15 protein-coding genes are annotated in these 15,339 nt (G+C 66.4%); 10 read left to right on the top strand and 5 right to left on the bottom strand.

Features of this window, described 5'->3' with window-relative positions:
- Positions 1-199: 199 nt before the first annotated feature.
- The 7 genes from EV674_RS15360 to EV674_RS15390 all read left to right on the top strand — a co-directional run bounded on the left by EV674_RS15360 (position 200) and on the right by EV674_RS15390 (position 6,285).
- Entirely contained in the window at positions 200-490 is a 291-nt protein-coding gene (locus EV674_RS15360; protein WP_119014426.1) for a co-chaperone GroES, read from the top strand.
- 86 nt (positions 491-576) lie between these two features.
- The gene (gene groL / locus EV674_RS15365) at positions 577-2,226 is read left to right on the top strand and encodes a chaperonin GroEL (RefSeq protein ID WP_119014425.1); all 1,650 of its coding nucleotides are present in this window, start codon (positions 577-579) and stop codon (positions 2,224-2,226) included.
- A 235-nt stretch (positions 2,227-2,461) separates the two neighbouring features.
- Positions 2,462-2,881 (top strand): DUF1924 domain-containing protein, encoded by a 420-nt coding sequence (locus EV674_RS15370; RefSeq protein WP_241525012.1) that lies wholly within the window; start codon positions 2,462-2,464, stop codon positions 2,879-2,881.
- A gap of 16 nt (positions 2,882-2,897) precedes the next feature.
- Positions 2,898-3,452 (top strand): diheme cytochrome c, encoded by a 555-nt coding sequence (locus tag EV674_RS15375; RefSeq protein ID WP_119014423.1) that lies wholly within the window; start codon positions 2,898-2,900, stop codon positions 3,450-3,452.
- Positions 3,453-3,460: 8 nt separating this feature from the next.
- Positions 3,461-4,219 carry a cytochrome b/b6 domain-containing protein gene (locus EV674_RS15380; protein WP_119014441.1) on the top strand — a complete coding sequence of 253 codons (759 nt, stop codon included), beginning with the start codon at positions 3,461-3,463 and terminating at the stop codon, positions 4,217-4,219.
- A gap of 15 nt (positions 4,220-4,234) precedes the next feature.
- Positions 4,235-4,903, top strand: a complete 669-nt coding sequence (locus EV674_RS15385) for a response regulator (RefSeq protein ID WP_119014422.1) — start codon at positions 4,235-4,237, stop codon at positions 4,901-4,903.
- Entirely contained in the window at positions 4,900-6,285 is a 1,386-nt protein-coding gene (locus EV674_RS15390; RefSeq protein ID WP_119014421.1) for an ATP-binding protein, read from the top strand. Before EV674_RS15385 ends, EV674_RS15390 begins: the two co-directional genes overlap by 4 nt.
- A 35-nt stretch (positions 6,286-6,320) precedes the next feature.
- On the opposite strand, the gene pgi is transcribed toward EV674_RS15390, so the two are convergent.
- Complete coding sequence (pgi, locus tag EV674_RS15395; protein ID WP_119014420.1) at positions 6,321-8,015, bottom strand: glucose-6-phosphate isomerase; 1,695 nt, start codon at positions 8,013-8,015, stop codon at positions 6,321-6,323.
- The gene (gene tal, locus EV674_RS15400; RefSeq protein ID WP_119014419.1) at positions 8,016-8,963 is read right to left on the bottom strand and encodes a transaldolase; all 948 of its coding nucleotides are present in this window, start codon (positions 8,961-8,963) and stop codon (positions 8,016-8,018) included.
- Positions 8,964-9,178: 215 nt separating this feature from the next.
- Here tal and EV674_RS15405 point away from each other — a divergent pair, with 215 nt between their 5' ends.
- Positions 9,179-10,024 carry a MurR/RpiR family transcriptional regulator gene (locus tag EV674_RS15405; RefSeq protein ID WP_119014418.1) on the top strand — a complete coding sequence of 282 codons (846 nt, stop codon included), beginning with the start codon at positions 9,179-9,181 and terminating at the stop codon, positions 10,022-10,024.
- Positions 10,025-10,029: 5 nt separating this feature from the next.
- Here EV674_RS15405 and EV674_RS15410 read toward each other — a convergent pair whose 3' ends face one another.
- On the bottom strand, positions 10,030-10,830 hold the full coding sequence (locus tag EV674_RS15410) for an IclR family transcriptional regulator domain-containing protein (protein WP_119014417.1): 801 nt from the start codon (positions 10,828-10,830) through the stop codon (positions 10,030-10,032).
- Between the two features lie 148 nt (positions 10,831-10,978).
- Between EV674_RS15410 and EV674_RS15415 the strand changes: the two genes are divergently transcribed.
- Both EV674_RS15415 and EV674_RS15420 read left to right on the top strand, forming a co-directional pair.
- Positions 10,979-12,667: an acyl CoA:acetate/3-ketoacid CoA transferase gene (locus EV674_RS15415; RefSeq protein WP_119014416.1), complete on the top strand. Its 1,689-nt coding sequence runs from the start codon at positions 10,979-10,981 to the stop codon at positions 12,665-12,667.
- Complete coding sequence (locus EV674_RS15420) at positions 12,664-13,674, top strand: tripartite tricarboxylate transporter substrate binding protein (RefSeq protein WP_119014415.1); 1,011 nt, start codon at positions 12,664-12,666, stop codon at positions 13,672-13,674. Before EV674_RS15415 ends, EV674_RS15420 begins: the two co-directional genes overlap by 4 nt.
- Positions 13,675-13,716: 42 nt before the next feature.
- Here EV674_RS15420 and EV674_RS15425 read toward each other — a convergent pair whose 3' ends face one another.
- Entirely contained in the window at positions 13,717-14,700 is a 984-nt protein-coding gene (locus tag EV674_RS15425) for a tripartite tricarboxylate transporter substrate binding protein (protein WP_119014414.1), read from the bottom strand.
- A 117-nt stretch (positions 14,701-14,817) separates the two neighbouring features.
- Positions 14,818-15,339: electron transfer flavoprotein subunit alpha/FixB family protein (locus EV674_RS15430; RefSeq protein ID WP_132750475.1), on the bottom strand; the 522-nt coding region annotated here is incomplete at its 5' end.

Here is a 15,339-nt window from a genome sequence, read left to right on the forward strand (position 1 = left end):
GTGCTATTGCCCTGACCAGCATCAACCCCAATGGATGCACGGGTCTTGCACGCCGGGGGCTTGAAACCGGGACAAACGCCCTTATCATTAGCACTCGACGCCAAGGAGTGCTAACAAGCGGGCCTTGGTCGTAATTTGGTGGTGCCTGCAATGGCAGGCATCTATGGCAAGCAACCTTTTTGAACCCAGGAGATATGCAATGAAACTTCGCCCCCTGCACGACCGTGTCATCGTCAAGCGCATCGAAAGCGAAACCAAAACAGCTTCGGGCATCTACATCCCCGACAACGCCGCTGAAAAGCCCGACCAAGGTGAAGTGCTGGCCGTCGGCCCTGGCAAGAAGAACGACAAGGGCGAACTGGGCACGATGAACGTCAAGGTTGGCGACCGCGTGCTGTTCGGCAAGTACAGCGGCCAGACCGTCAAGGTCGATGGCGACGAGCTGCTGGTCATGAAGGAAGACGACCTGTTCGCGGTTGTCGAGAAATAATTTCAACGCTACTTTATTGATAGCTACTGGCGCTTGACAGACGGGCGCTGGAACCACATTTAACCTAGATATTCAGGAGCTCCAACATGGCAGCAAAAGACGTAGTTTTCGGCGGTGAAGCCCGCGCCCGCATGGTTGAAGGCGTGAACATTCTGGCCAACGCGGTCAAGACCACCCTGGGCCCCAAGGGCCGCAACGTGGTGCTGGAGCGCTCGTTCGGCGCCCCCACCGTGACCAAGGACGGCGTGTCCGTGGCCAAGGAAATCGAACTCAAAGACAAGCTGCAAAACATGGGCGCGCAGATGGTCAAGGAAGTCGCTTCCAAGACCTCTGACAACGCTGGCGACGGCACCACCACCGCCACCGTGCTGGCCCAGGCCATCGTGCGCGAAGGCATGAAGTACGTGGCCGCTGGCATGAACCCCATGGACCTGAAGCGCGGCATCGACAAGGCTGTCGCCGCCCTGATCGAAGAGCTGAAGAAGGCTTCCAAGGCCACCACTACCTCCAAGGAAATCGCCCAAGTGGGTTCCATTTCCGCCAACTCGGACTCCAGCATCGGCGAAATCATTGCCAATGCCATGGACAAGGTCGGCAAGGAAGGCGTGATCACCGTGGAAGACGGCAAGTCGCTGCAAAACGAACTCGACGTCGTTGAAGGCATGCAGTTTGACCGCGGCTACCTGTCGCCCTACTTCATCAACAACCCCGAAAAGCAAGCCGCGATTCTGGACAACCCCTTCGTGCTGCTGTTCGACAAGAAGATCAGCAACATCCGCGACCTGCTGCCCACGCTGGAGCAAGTGGCCAAGGCCGGCCGTCCGCTGCTGATCATTGCCGAAGAAGTCGAAGGCGAAGCCCTGGCGACTCTGGTGGTGAACACCATCCGCGGCATCCTGAAGGTTGTCGCTGTCAAGGCCCCTGGCTTTGGCGACCGCCGCAAGGCCATGCTGGAAGACATCGCCATCCTGACGGGCGGCAAGGTCATCGCTGAAGAAGTGGGCCTGACACTCGAAAAGGTCACGCTGGCCGATCTGGGCCAAGCCAAGCGCGTCGAAGTGGGCAAGGAAAACACCATCATCATCGACGGCGAAGGCCAGGCTGCTGACATCGAAGCGCGCGTCAAGCAAGTGCGCATCCAGATCGAAGAAGCCACCTCCGACTACGACCGCGAAAAGCTGCAAGAGCGCGTGGCCAAGCTGGCCGGCGGTGTGGCCGTGATCAAGGTCGGCGCTGCCACCGAAGTCGAAATGAAGGAAAAGAAGGCCCGCGTGGAAGACGCCCTGCACGCTACCCGCGCTGCGGTGGAAGAAGGCATCGTGGCCGGTGGTGGCGTGGCCCTGCTGCGCGCCCGCCAAGCGGCTGGCGAAATCAAGGGTGACAACGCTGACCAGGACGCCGGTATCAAGCTGGTGCTCAAGGCCATCGAAGCGCCCCTGCGCGAAATCGTGGCCAACGCCGGTGGCGAGCCATCGGTGGTGGTCAACGCTGTGCTGGCTGGCAAGGGCAACTACGGCTTCAACGCTGCCAACGACACCTACGGCGACATGATCGAGATGGGCATTCTGGATCCCACCAAGGTCACGCGCACGGCACTGCAAAACGCCGCTTCGGTGTCCTCGCTGATGCTGACGACCGAGTGCATGGTTGCTGAATCGCCCAAGGAAGAATCCGCTGGCGGCCCCGACATGGGCGGCATGGGTGGTATGGGCGGCATGGGCGGCATGGGCATGTAAGCCCCCCCGGGCGGGACTGGTTCCCGTCCCGAGGCGAGCACCTCACTTTGTCAAAAAACCCGCAGGTGTCACAGCCTGCGGGTTTTTTGCGTTTTCGCTACTGAATTCATAGCTGTAAGCGCCCATCAGATAAGCGCTACAGGCACTTTAGGCACATCAATGCGTTGCGCGGCCAGCCACAGCCCTGGCACCCGGCGTTAAGCCATTCTTCATGCCCGCCTTGCACCATGGCGGCATGCAATCCCCACACCGCACCCTTCTTGCCGCCCAGGCCGCGCTGCTGGCGCTGGCCTGCACCCTGCCCCTGGCCCACGCTGCGGGCGATACCAACGCCCAGGCCCAGTTGCAGCGCTGGAGCGCTGCGGCAGGCGCCCCGGCCAACGCCGAGCGGGGCCGCGTGTTCTTCACCAGCCGCCACGGGGGCGAGTGGTCTTGCGCCTCCTGCCACGGCAGTGTGCCGACCACGCCCGCACGCCACGCCAGCACCGGCAAAACCGTGGCACCGCTGGCGCCCGCTTTCAACCCCGAGCGCTTTACCGACACCGCCAAATCCGACAAGTGGTTCCGGCGCAACTGCAAAGACGTGCTCAGCCGCGAATGCACCGCCGCTGAAAAAGCCGACGTGCTGGCCTGGCTGGTACAGCTCAAACCCTGACCGAGAAAGACCCGCCATGTTTGCAACTTCTTCTGCACCTTCCCGTTTGGCCGCTGGGCAACACCTGCTGGGCGGGGCTACAGCCCCAGTGGGGCGTGTGGTACGCCGGTCTGCCGCGCTGCTGGCCCTGGCCTGCGCCCTGCCCGGTGCCCTGAGCACGGCCTTGGCCGACAGCCGCCAAATGCCCGCCAGCGCCATGCTGCCTGCCTACCAGCAAGAGTGCGCCGCCTGCCACATGGCCTACCCGCCCGGCATGCTGCCCGCCAGCTCGTGGAACCGCATGATGGGCAATCTGGAGCAGCACTACGGCACCGACGCCTCGCTCGACCCGGCCCTGGTGGGCCAGCTCAACACCTGGCTGCAGGCCAACGCAGGCACCTACAAGCGCGTGCGCGAGGCGCCGCCGCAAGACCGCATCACCCAATCGGCCTGGTTCGAGCGCAAGCACCGCGAGGTACAGCCCGCCGTCTGGAAGCGCCCCGCCGTGGGCAGCCGCGCCAACTGCATGGCCTGCCACACCCGCGCCGACCAGGGCGACTTTGACGACGACAACGTCCGTATCCCGAAATGAGGCCCCCCATGACTGGCAACACCCTGCATTCCCCCGGCCCGACCACCGCCACCGGCCCCACCACGGCAGCGCCCACACCCAGCCGCCGCGTCACCGATGCAGCCACGCGCACGCTGCACTGGCTGATGGCGCTGTCTTTTACCGGCGCCTACCTCACTGCCGACGGCGAGCGCTGGCGGCTCGTCCACGTCACGCTGGGCTACACGCTGGCGGGATTGCTGGTGGCGCGCGTGCTGTGGGGCCTGTTCGGGCCGCGCCACGCGCGGCTGTCGGCGCTGTGGCGCAAGCTGCAAGGGCTGCCCGCGTGGCTGCAATCGCTGGCCGCCGTGCGCTCGCCCAGTGCGCTGCAAGCGGCCTGGCGCCCGGGGCAAAACCTGCTGATGGCACTGGCCGTGGCGCTGATCCTGGCCCTGGTACTGCCACTCACCCTCAGCGGCTACGCCGTCTGGGACGAATGGGGCGGCGAATGGCTGGAAGAGGTGCATGAATTTTTCGGCAACGCCCTGCTCGGCGTGGTGCTGGCACACATCGGTCTGATTGCCCTGCTGAGCGTGCTGCGTCGCAAAAACCAGGCCCTGCCCATGCTCACGGGCCGCGTGCCCGGCCCCGGCCCCGATCTGGCCAAGAAAAACCACGCCCTGCTGGCCGCCGCCATCGTGCTGGCTGTGGTGGCCTTCTGGGCCTGGCAGTGGAGCGCGGCCCCCAGCGCCCCCATCCCGGCAGACGCTGCCTGGAGCGAAAATCGCCACTCCGACCACGACGACTGACCGAAAGCCCCGCCCATGCGCATCCTGCTGGCTGAAGACGACGAACTGCTGGGCTCGGGCATCCGCGCAGGCCTGGCGCAACACGGGTTCCAGGTGGACTGGGTGCGCGATGGCGTGGCCTCTGAGCGCGAACTGGCCACCGGCGCCTACCAGGCCTGCGTGCTCGACCTGGGCCTGCCGCGCCAGGACGGCATGGACGTGCTGCGCCAGGTGCGCTCCCGGCGCAACGCCACCCCGGTGCTGGTGCTGACCGCGCGCGATGCCGTCACCGCCCGCATCGCCGGGCTGGACGCCGGGGCCGACGACTACCTGATCAAGCCCATCGACCTGCATGAACTGGCCGCACGGCTGCGCGCCCTGGTGCGCCGTGCCCACGGCCAGAGCGAAACCCGCCTGAGCGCAGGCGCCGTCGAGCTCGACCCGGCAGCGCACCAGGTCTGGCTGGCGGGCATGCCCGTGGAGCTGTCAGGCCGCGAATACGACCTGCTGCACGCACTGCTGCTGAGCAACGGGCGCGTGCTCTCGCGCGAGCAACTGGAGCAGCGCCTGTACCAGTGGGGCAGCGAAATCAACAGCAATGCCGTCGAAGTCCACATCTACCACCTGCGGCGCAAGCTGGGCGCGGGGCTGATCGAGACAGTGCGCGGCGTGGGCTACCGCATGGCACAGGGCGCGACCGCATGAGCGCCGCCAGCGACACCGGTGCGGGCCACCACACCGCCAGCCCGGCCCGCACACCGCGTTCTTTGCAAACCCGGCTCTTGGTGACGGTGCTGGCGCTGGTGCTGCTGGCCTGGTGCGCCGCCGCCGCCCTGGCCTGGTACGAAACCGAGCACGAAGTCAGCGAACTGCTGGACGCCCACCTGGCCCAGACTGCCGCCCTGCTGCGCCTGCAACCCCTGGACGAGCTGGATGAAGACAAGCTCAATGAAGCGCCCGAGCTGTACAAATACCAGCCCAAAGTGGTGTTCCAGCTCTGGCACGACGGCCAGTTACTGGCACGATCGGCCAACGCCCCGCTGCAACCCCTGACCGACCGGCGCAAACGCGGCTTTACCAACAGCGAAGTGGAAGACCAGGAGTGGCGTGTGTTTGTGACCCCGGGGCGCAAGGGCGATGTGCGCATTCTGGTGGGCGAGCGCCAGTCCATGCGCGACGAGATCGTGATGGCCAGCGTCAGCAGCATGTGGGAGCCCATGGCCTGGGCGCTGCCGCTGCTGGCGCTGGGCATCTGGTGGGCGGTGCGCGGCTCGGTGCGGCCACTGCGCCAACTGGGACAGGCCGTGGCCACGCGCCAGCCGCAGTCGCTGGCGCCGCTGGACACGGCAGGCGTCCCCCCCGAGGTGCTGCCGCTGGTAACGGCGCTGAACGGCCTGTTCGAGCGCATGGCCCAGCTGCTGGCCAGCGAACAGCAATTCACCGCCGATGCCGCGCACGAGCTGCGCACGCCCATTGCCGGTATCCGCATGCAGGCCCAGGTGGCCCAGGGCGCCAGCGAGGCCGCCGAACGCAGCGATGCCCTGGCCGCCACCGTGCGCGGCTGCGACCGCGCCACGCGCCTGGTAGAGCAATTGCTGCAACTGGCCCGGCTGGATGCCGAAGCAGCCCAGCCCAGCGCCCCGCCCACCGACCTGACCGATGTGGCCCGTACCGTGGTGGCCGACCTGGCCAGCACCGCACAGGCGCGCGGGCAACAGGTGACACTGCAATGCACAGGCCCCGCGCCCGTGCCGCTGGCCGAGCCCCTGGCGCAGGTGCTGCTGCGCAACCTGCTGGACAACGCACTGCGCTACAGCCCCGAGGGCGCGCAGGTGCAGGTGCAGATCAGCCCGGCAGCCCCAGGCAAGGGCGCTCAGCTGTGCGTACAAGACAGCGGGCCGGGTCTGGCCGAGGCCGATATGGCGCGCCTGGGCGAGCGGTTCTTCCGGGTACTGGGCACGGGGCAAAGCGGCAGCGGACTGGGCTGGTCCATCGTGCAGCGCATTGCGCGGCTGCACGGCCTGCGCGTGGCCCACGACCGCAGCCCCACGCTGGGCGGCCTGCGCGTGACCATCACCTGGCCTTGAGCCCCGGGGCGCAGGGGCGCAGGGGCGCCGGGCGCTTACACGCCAGGGCCAGGGCCGATACCCGCGCCCAGCCGCTGCAACAGCCCCGCCGTGGCCGCATCCAGCCCGGTAGTGTCGCCACTGGCCAGGCGTGGCTCGATGTTGGAAGCCAGCTGCTTGCCCAGCTCCACACCCCACTGGTCAAAACTGTTGATGCCCCAAAGCGATCCGGCGACAAACACGCGGTGCTCATACAGCGCAATCAGCGCGCCCAGCGATGCCGGCGTCAGCTGTTCCAGCAGCAGCACCGTGCTGGGCCGGTTGCCGCTGAAGTGGCGGTGGCCACAGGCACTCTCGCGCCCCAGCATCAGCGCCTGCGCCTGCGCCAGCGCGTTGGCCACCAGGCGCGGGTGCTGTTCGGGCAAATCACGCCCGCCCCGGCGCAGCACGATGAACTCGACCGGAATCACGTCCAGCCCCTGGTGGATCATCTGGAAGAACGCGTGCTGGCCATTGGTGCCGGGCTCGCCCCAGACCACGGGCGAGGTGGCGTAGGGCAGCGCGCGGCCCTGCCAGTCCACGCCCTTGCCGTTGCTCTCCATCTCCAGCTGCTGCAAATACGCCGACAGGCGGCGCAGGCCGTGGCTGTAGGGCGCAATGCAGCGGCTGCCAAAGCCATGGAAGTTGCGATACCACACGTCCAGCAGCCCCAGGCGCACCGGCAGGTTGCGCTCCAGGGGTGCGCTGTGAAAGTGCTCGTCCATGGCGTGGGCACCGGCCAGCAGCGCGCGGAATGCCTCGGCGCCCACGGCCACCGCAATGGGCAACCCGATGGCCGACCACAGCGAAAAGCGCCCGCCCACCCAGTCCCAAAATCCAAAGGTGGTGGTAATGCCAAAGTCGCGGGCAGCAGCGATGTTGGTGGTCAGCGCAGCAAAGTGGCGCGCCAGCGGCAGGGCGGCATCGGCCTGCGTGCTGCCGCCGTGGGCCAGAAACCAGTCGCGCGCAGCGTGCGCGTTGACCATGGTTTCCGCCGTGGTGAAGGTTTTGGAGGCGATCAGGAACAGCGTGCGCTCGGGGCGCAGCTGGCGCAGCAGGCTGCCCAGCTCCATGCCATCGACGTTGGACACAAAATGCACCCGCTGCTGCGGCAGCCACAGGTCTTGCAGCGCCGCCACCACCATGGCCGGCCCCAGGCCCGAGCCGCCAATGCCAATGCTGACGATGTCGGTGATGTGCGCGTCCTGGCGCACGGCCTCGGCGTAGGCCAGCATGGCGTGCAACGTGGCCTGCACATCCTGCTCCGCATTTGCTATTAAATCAGTAGCTACTTGCGCTTTCTGGGCGGGCGATGGGGCCGGATTTCTCAATAAATGGTGCAACGCGGCCCGGTGCTCGGTGGTGTTGACGGCCTCGCCCGCCCACATGGCGGCGCGGTGCTGCTCCAGGCCGCACTCGCGCGCCAGCGCCAGCAGCAGCGCCTCTGTGGCAGTGTCGGTGCGGTTGCGCGAGAGGTCGGCAAACACATGGGGCGCTTCCTGGCTGAAAGCCTGGTAGCGGCCCGGGTCGGCGGCAAAGGCCTCGCGCACATCGAAGCTGCGACCCGTGCGCTCATAGTGGGCGCGCAGCGCACCCCAGGCCGCCGTCTGGTCGCAGCGCAGGCGCGCGCCATCGCCCCAGGGCGCGGCGCGGCCAGTGTCCACTGTGGCGTGGGTGGCGGCAGCAGTGAGGACAGTTGCAGGCGCTGGCATTCAGGCGGCCAGCAGCAGCTGGTCGAGCTTGGCCGCATCGGCGGCAAAAGCGCGGATGCCTTCGGCCAGCTTCTCGGTGGCCATGGCATCCTGGTTGAGCGCGTAGCGAAAACCCGCTTCGTCGTACTGCACAGCAGGCAAATCCATGGCGCGGGCGGCATCGGCGTCCAGTGCGCGCACCAGAGGCGCATCGGTGGCGGCCAGTTGCGCCAGCAGGTCGGGGGCGATGGTCAGCAGGTCGCAACCCGCCAGCGCAGTGATCTGGCCCACGTTGCGGAAACTCGCGCCCATCACTTCGGTGGCAATGCCAAAGTGCTTGTAGTGGTGGTAGATGGCGCGCACCGATTGCACGCCGGGGTCGTTGGCACCGGCCATGGCGGCCTCGTCCCAACTGGCGCCGGCCTGTTTTTTGTACCAGTCGTAGATGCGGCCCACAAACGGCGAAATCAGCTGCACCTTGGCCTGTCCGCAGGCCACCGCCTGGGCAAACGAGAACAACAGCGTCAGGTTGGTGTGGATGCCGCGCTGCTCCAGTTTTTCAGCGGCTTTGATGCCCTCCCAGGTGGCGGCAATCTTGATGAGCACGCGGTCGATGTGGACACCCTGGGCCTGGTACAGCTCGATCAGGCGCTCGGCGCGGGCGATGGTGGCGCTGGTATCAAAGCTCAGGCGCGCATCCACCTCGGTGGACACGCGGCCCGGGATGGTGGCCAGGATTTCACAGCCAAAGCGCACCAGCAGCCTGTCCACCACCTCGGTCAGGTCACGGCCCCGCCACTGCGCCACCGTCTCTTGCAACAGCGGGGCGTATTCGCTTTTTTGCACCGCCTTGAGGATGAGCGAGGGGTTGGTGGTGGCATCCTGTGGCCGGAACTGGGCCAGCTGGAGAAAATCGCCGGTGTCGGCAACCACGGTGGTGAACTGTTTGAGTGCGTCGAGCTGGTTCATAAAACGTCCTTGCGGGCGCCCTGGCCGGCGGCCCTGGGCAGATGACAAGTTTGCAAGTGTATGCGGGCGCTGCATGCGGTTTGCAGGGCGCCAGTCCCGCCATCGGGTGCTGTGGTGCCCGGCAACAGCGCCTGAAACCGCGTTACATTGCTATCACTTTTATGTTCACCTTGCTTGTGCCATGCGTTCTGATCTGGTTTTAGGAATTTTGCCCCGTGCTCGATCGCATTGAAGCGTCTTTGTCGTCCCTGGCCCCGGCAGAGCAGCGCGTGGCCCGCCTGGTACTGGCCGACGCGCGCACATTTGCCCGCCTTCCCGTGCGCGAGCTGGCCGCACGCGCCAACGTCAGCAAACCCACCGTGGTGCGCTTTTGCCGCAGCATGGGCTACGACGGGCTGGCCGATTTCAAGCTCAAGCTGGCGGGCAGCGTCAGTGAGGGCGTGCCCTTCATCCACCGCAGCGTGGACGCCGATGACAAAACCGGCGACGTGCTGGTCAAGGTGGTGGACAACGCCGTGGCCGCCTTTTTGCAATACCGCAACGCCGCCAGCACCGTGGCCATTGAGCGCGCGGCCACCGCCATTGCCAGCACCTGGCAGACCGGGCGGCGCATCGAGTTTTATGGCGCGGGCAATTCGGGCATCGTGGCGCAGGACGCGCAGCACAAGTTCTTCCGGCTGGGCATTACCAGCCTGGCCACCAGCGACGGCCACATGCAGGTGATGAGCGCCACGCTGCTGGGCCCGGGCGACTGCGCCATCATCATCTCCAACTCCGGGCGCACGCGCGACCTGATGGACGCGGCAGAAATCGCGCGCAAAAATGGCGCCACCACCATTGCCATCACCGCCAGCGGCTCACCCCTGGCCAGCGCTTGCCATATCCACCTGGCCGCCGACCACCCCGAGGGCTACGACCGCTACAGCCCCATGGTGTCGCGCCTGCTGCACCTGCTGGTGATTGACGTGCTGGCCACCTGCGTGGCCCTGCGCATTGGCAGCCCGCTGCAACCGCTGCTGCAACAAATGAAGGACAACCTGCGCGCCAAGCGCTACGCCTGACGGGCTCACCCGGCGCGGGCGCGCAGCACCCACTCAATTTGCTGTGCGGCCCGCTGCAAAGGCGGCAGGCAGTCGCGCAGCAGGTCCTTGCGTGAGCGGCGCCCCAGCACCATGCTCAGCCCCAGCGCCGCCACCACCTTGGACTGGCCATCGCGCAGGGGCACCGAAATGCCGCCAAAGCCATCCACCATTTCGCTGTCCAGTACGCAATGGCCCTCTTTGCGCACGCGCTGCAAAATGCCAGCCAGCGCGCCGGGGTCGGTGGTGGTGGCGGGTGTCAGCATGGTCAGCGTGGCGTCACGCAGGTAAGCGGCCTGCGCTGCATCATCCAGCGCCGCCAGCAGCACCCGCCCCATCGAGTGCGCAAACGCAGGCAAGCGCCGCCCCACCCCCAAATCCACCCGCAGCAGCCGGGGTGGCTCCTCACGGGCCAGTAACACCACGGCATCCTGGTCCAGCACGCCCAGGGAGCAGGTTTCCTGCAACTCATGCGCCAGCGCGTGCATGACAGGCCGCGCCAGCACCGGCAGGCTCATCGAGGCGAAATACGCATGGCCCAGCTCCAGCACCTTGGGGGTGATGGCGAACTGGCGCGCATCTTGTGCCACGTACCCATGGTGTTGCAGCGTCAGCAGCAAGCGGCGCGCGGCGGCACGCGTCACGCCCAGTTTTTCTGCCACCTGCTGCATCGTCATCGTCGGAACGCCCGTGGCAAACAGCCGCAGCAACGCCAGGCCGTTGGACAAGGCATCGAGCAGTTCGGGCTCTTTCTTGGCCGTCGCTTCGCAGACAGGGGAGGCAGGCATTTCACACTTCTTTCAGGGGCAAGCGGGGCATTGTAGGAGTGGGCGTGGTGCTTGCGTCCACAGGCAATGCCGTTTAGCATCCATCAATTAGCGAACATTTGTTCGCCAAATAAACATTTTTATCTATTTCCTCCAAGGCCCGCATCCCATGAAAATCATCTGTGCCGACCAGGCTGCCGCACTGGTTCCCTCTGGTGCCACGGTGGCCTGTGCAGGCTTTGTGGGCGCAGGCCATGCCGAAGCCATCACCTCGGCGCTGGAGCGGCGCTTTCTGGCCAGCGCCCAGCCGCGCGACCTGACGCTGGTCTATTCCGCCGGACAGGGCGACCGGGGCCAGCGCGGCGTCAACCATTTCGGCCAGCCGGGCATGACCCGGGTGGTCTGCGGCGGGCACTGGCGCTCGGCGCCGCGCCTGGGCGCTCTGGCGCTGCAAGAGCAATGCGAGGGCTACAACCTGCCCCAAGGCGTCATCAGCCACCTCTACCGCGCCATCGCCGCAGGCAAACCGGGTGTGCTGACACCCATCGGCCTGCACACTTTTGTGGACCCCCGCACCTACCTGGATGCGCGCTACCACGCAGGCGCCATCAACCAGTCGGCGGCCCGCGCCGTTGCTGAAGGGCGCTCCAACTGGGTGGAAGCGCTGGAGTTTCGCGGCAAGGAACACCTGTTCTACCCCGCCTTTCCCATCCACTGCGCGCTGGTGCGCGCCACGGCAGCCGATGCGCGGGGCAACCTGAGCACCCACGGCGAGGCTTTCCACCACGAACTGCTGGCCATCGCCCAGGCCGCCCGCAACAGCGGCGGCATCGTCATCGCCCAGGTGAAAAATCTGGTCGAGTGCCACGAGCTGCTGCACGCCATCCATGTGCCGGGCATCCTGGTGGACTACGTGGTGGTCTGTGATGACCCGGCACACCACCAGATGACGTTCTCAGAGAACTTCAATGCCGCCTACACCCAGCCTTGGCGCGGCGAGCGGGCCGAAACACTGCCACCAGCCCAAGCCACTGGCGCACTGCTGGACGCCCGCACCATCATCCAGCGCCGTGCCGTGCTGGAGCTGCAACGGCTGCAGCCGCGCGTAGTGAACCTGGGTGTGGGCATGCCCGCCGCCGTGGGCGCGCTGGCACAGCAGGCGGGGCTGTCGGGCTTTACGCTCACCGTCGAGGCCGGGCCCGTGGGCGGCACACCCGCCGATGGCCTGAGCTTTGGCGCCTCCGCCCACCCCGAGGCCGTCATCGACCAGCCCGCACAGTTCGACTTCTACGAGGGCGGCGGCATCGATCTGTCCATCCTGGGGCTGGCAGAACTGGACACGCTGGGCAACGTCAACGTCAGCAAGTTTGGCGAAGCGGGCAAAACATCGATTGCAGGCGTGGGCGGCTTCATCAACATCACGCAAAGCGCCAAGGCCCTGGTTTTCATGGGCACCCTGACCACCGGCGGCCTGCAAGTGGCCGTCGATGGCGGCGCCCTGCGCATCGTGCAGGAAGGGCGGGTGCGCAAACTGGTCGATCAGGTCGCGCACCTGAGCTTCAACGGCCCCTACACCGCCCACCGGGGCACGCCGGTGCTCTACATCACCGAACGCGCCGTGTTCCAGATGCGGGCCGACGCCCAAGGCCAGCAGCGCCTGACCGTGGTCGAGCTGGCACCCGGCATGGATTTGCAGCGTGATGTGCTGGCGCAGTGCGCTGGCCCGCTGGAGGTGGCGCCCGACCTGCAAACGATGGACGCACGCATTTTCCGGCCCGGGCCCTGGTGCCTGACCGACCCACCGCTGGCAGCCCACCCCACGGTGGCCATACCAGCAACCACCCAAGGAGACTTATGAAAACGACAAACCACCACCGGGCCACCGCAGCGCGCCGCCATATCCTGAGCGGCCTGGTCGCCGCCCTGGCGCTGCCCCTGCTGGCAGGCCAGGCACTGGCCCAAAGCTACCCCACCCAGCCCATCAAGCTGATTGTTCCCTTCCCTCCGGGCGGGCCCACCGACACGGCGGCGCGCATCATTGGGCAGAAGATGGGCGAGGGGCTGCAACAGCCCGTGATCGTGGAAAACCGGCCCGGCGCATCGGGCATGCTGGGCACCGAGGCCACCGCCAAAAGCCCCGCCGACGGCTACACCCTGGTCATGCTGGCATCGCCCACGCTGTTGGCTGGCCACCTCTACGGGCAAAAAAAGTACGACCTGTTCAAAGACTTCGCGCCCATTGGCAGCGCCTACGACCTGCCCATCGTCATGGTGGTCAACCCGCAGGTCATGCCCGACGTCACCGGGCTGCAGCAGCTCGTGGCCAAGGCCAAGGCCCAGCCCGGCAAGCTCAACTACACCAGCGCGGGCAACGCCAGCTTTGGCCACCTGTCCACAGAACTGCTCAAAAGCCAGGGGCAGTTCGACATCCAGCACATCTCTTACCGTGGCAGCGCCCCGGCCATCACCGACTTGCTGGGCGGGCAGGTGCCCATGATGTTCTCGGACATGATTGCCGCCCTGCCCCACATCAAGGCAGGCAAGCTGCGCGCCATCGCGGTGGGCTCGTCCAGCCGGGTGGTTTTCACGCCCGAGGTCAAAACGGTGGCCGAGCAAGGATTCCCCGGGTTTGAAGCCGTGGCCTGGGGCGGCCTGCTGGCCCCCAGCGCCACCCCCGCCGACATCGTGGCGCGCCTGAGCCAGGAGCTGAAGAAAGCCCTGGCCGACAAAACCGTTCAGGAAAAACTCCAGCAGGCAGGCACCACCGCCGCCTACGCCACGCCCGCAGACATGGGCAGCCGCATGCAAAAAGACTTTGACAAGTGGGGCAAAGTCATCCGCGACAACGACATCCGCAACAACTGAACGCAGCCCGCCGCTGCCGCCGCCGCTGCGGCGGGTGCGCGCTCAGTCCAGCTTCACGCCCGCATCACGAATCACCTTGCCCCACTTGGCAGTCTCTGAGGCCAAAAAGGCATCGCAGGCCTCGGGCGTGGTGCCTTCGGCAAAGGTGCCCATGGCTTCGAGCTTGGCGCGGGTCTCCTGACTCTGGATGATCTGGTTCACGGCGTCCGACATGCGCTTGACGATGTCGCGCGGCGTGCCTGCCGGGGCAATCATGCTGGCCCAGGTGCTGCCCAGCATGCCCGGTATGCCCTGCTCCACAAAGGTGGGCACGTCGGGCAGGATGGGCAGGCGCTTGTCGCTGGCCACGCCAATCAGGTGGATGCGCCCGGCCTTGGCAGGCTGGATCAGGTTGGGCGGCGGATCGAGGAACAACGGCACCTGGCCGCCCAGCAAATCGGCCAGCGCGGGCGAGGCGCCCCGGTACGGGATGTGCACCATGAACGTTTTGGTCAGCGTCTTGAACAGCTCGCTGGTCAGGTGCGCTGCCGAGCCGCTGCCCGACGAGGCAAAGCTGACTTTGCCCGGATTGGCCTTGGCATAGGCGATCAGCTCTTGGGTGTTCTTGAACGGCGCATTGCTGGACACCGCAGCCACCAGCGGCGACACGCCCATCAGCGACACGCCCACCAAATCCTTGCCCGGGCTGTACGGCAGCTTGGGGTAGAGCGTGGTGTTGGCCGTAAAAGCCGGAATCACCACGCCAAACGTGTGCCCGTCGGGCGCCGACTTGGCCACTGCATCCACGCCGATGATGCTGTTGGCGCCGGGCTTGTTGTCAATCACCACGGGCTGGCCCAGCTGCTTTTGCAGGCCCACTTGCAGCAGGCGCGCCATCTGGTCGGTAAAACCGCCCGCCGTGTAGGGCACGATGATTTTGATGGGCTTGCTGGGCCAGGCCGACTGCGCCCAAGCGGGCAAGGCGGCAGTGGCCAGGGCGGCGGTGCCAACGCGCACCAGGGCGCGGCGGGAAAGGGGGGTGTTCATGGACATTGTCTCCGGTTTATTTTTATTCAAAAGCGGCGCTAACGCTCACCAGATAAGCGCTAGCAGCTCTCATTTGGATAGCACCCAGACCACTGCCGGGTGCTGATCCGGCGTGGCTTACAGCGCTGCGGCCAGCTCCGGCACGGCCGTAAACAGATCGGCCTCCAGCCCATAGTCGGCCACGCTGAAGATGGGTGCCTCGGGGTCTTTGTTGATCGCCACGATGACCTTGCTGTCCTTCATCCCGGCCAGGTGCTGGATGGCGCCCGAGATACCGGCCGCCACGTACAGCTGCGGCGCCACGATCTTGCCCGTCTGGCCCACTTGCCAGTCGTTGGGGGCGTAGCCCGCGTCCACCGCTGCGCGGCTGGCACCCAGCGCGGCGCCCAGCTTGTCGGCCAGCGGGGTCATCACTTCGTCGAACTTCTCTTTGCTGCCCAGCGCCCGGCCACCGGAGACGATGATCTTGGCCGCCGTGAGTTCGGGCCGGTCGCTCTTGGCGATTTCGCTGCCCTGGAAGCTGCTTTGTCCGGCGTCGGCCACTGCCGCTACGCTTTCGATAGCTGCTGGCGCTTGTCCGGCGCTGGCTGCAGCGTCAAACCCCGTAGAGCGCACGGTGATGACTTTGGTGGCGTCCTG

This window comes from Simplicispira metamorpha, assembly GCF_004341365.1.
Taxonomy (GTDB): domain Bacteria; phylum Pseudomonadota; class Gammaproteobacteria; order Burkholderiales; family Burkholderiaceae_C; genus Simplicispira; species Simplicispira metamorpha.

What these genes read in the sequence shown, in the direction of transcription:
- groL (WP_119014425.1), top strand. Translation starts at nt 577, where the DNA reads ATGGCAGCAAAAGACGTAGTTTTCGGCGGTGAAGCCCGCGCCCGCATG.
- EV674_RS15375 (WP_119014423.1), top strand. Translation starts at nt 2,898, where the DNA reads ATGTTTGCAACTTCTTCTGCACCTTCCCGTTTGGCCGCTGGGCAACAC.
- EV674_RS15360 (WP_119014426.1), top strand. Translation starts at nt 200, where the DNA reads ATGAAACTTCGCCCCCTGCACGACCGTGTCATCGTCAAGCGCATCGAA.
- pgi (WP_119014420.1), bottom strand. Translation starts at nt 8,015, where the DNA reads ATGCCAGCGCCTGCAACTGTCCTCACTGCTGCCGCCACCCACGCCACA.
- EV674_RS15415 (WP_119014416.1), top strand. Translation starts at nt 10,979, where the DNA reads ATGAAAATCATCTGTGCCGACCAGGCTGCCGCACTGGTTCCCTCTGGT.
- EV674_RS15410 (WP_119014417.1), bottom strand. Translation starts at nt 10,830, where the DNA reads ATGCCTGCCTCCCCTGTCTGCGAAGCGACGGCCAAGAAAGAGCCCGAA.
- tal (WP_119014419.1), bottom strand. Translation starts at nt 8,963, where the DNA reads ATGAACCAGCTCGACGCACTCAAACAGTTCACCACCGTGGTTGCCGAC.
- EV674_RS15420 (WP_119014415.1), top strand. Translation starts at nt 12,664, where the DNA reads ATGAAAACGACAAACCACCACCGGGCCACCGCAGCGCGCCGCCATATC.
- EV674_RS15425 (WP_119014414.1), bottom strand. Translation starts at nt 14,700, where the DNA reads ATGAACACCCCCCTTTCCCGCCGCGCCCTGGTGCGCGTTGGCACCGCC.
- EV674_RS15390 (WP_119014421.1), top strand. Translation starts at nt 4,900, where the DNA reads ATGAGCGCCGCCAGCGACACCGGTGCGGGCCACCACACCGCCAGCCCG.
- EV674_RS15370 (WP_241525012.1), top strand. Translation starts at nt 2,462, where the DNA reads ATGCAATCCCCACACCGCACCCTTCTTGCCGCCCAGGCCGCGCTGCTG.
- EV674_RS15380 (WP_119014441.1), top strand. Translation starts at nt 3,461, where the DNA reads ATGACTGGCAACACCCTGCATTCCCCCGGCCCGACCACCGCCACCGGC.
- EV674_RS15385 (WP_119014422.1), top strand. Translation starts at nt 4,235, where the DNA reads ATGCGCATCCTGCTGGCTGAAGACGACGAACTGCTGGGCTCGGGCATC.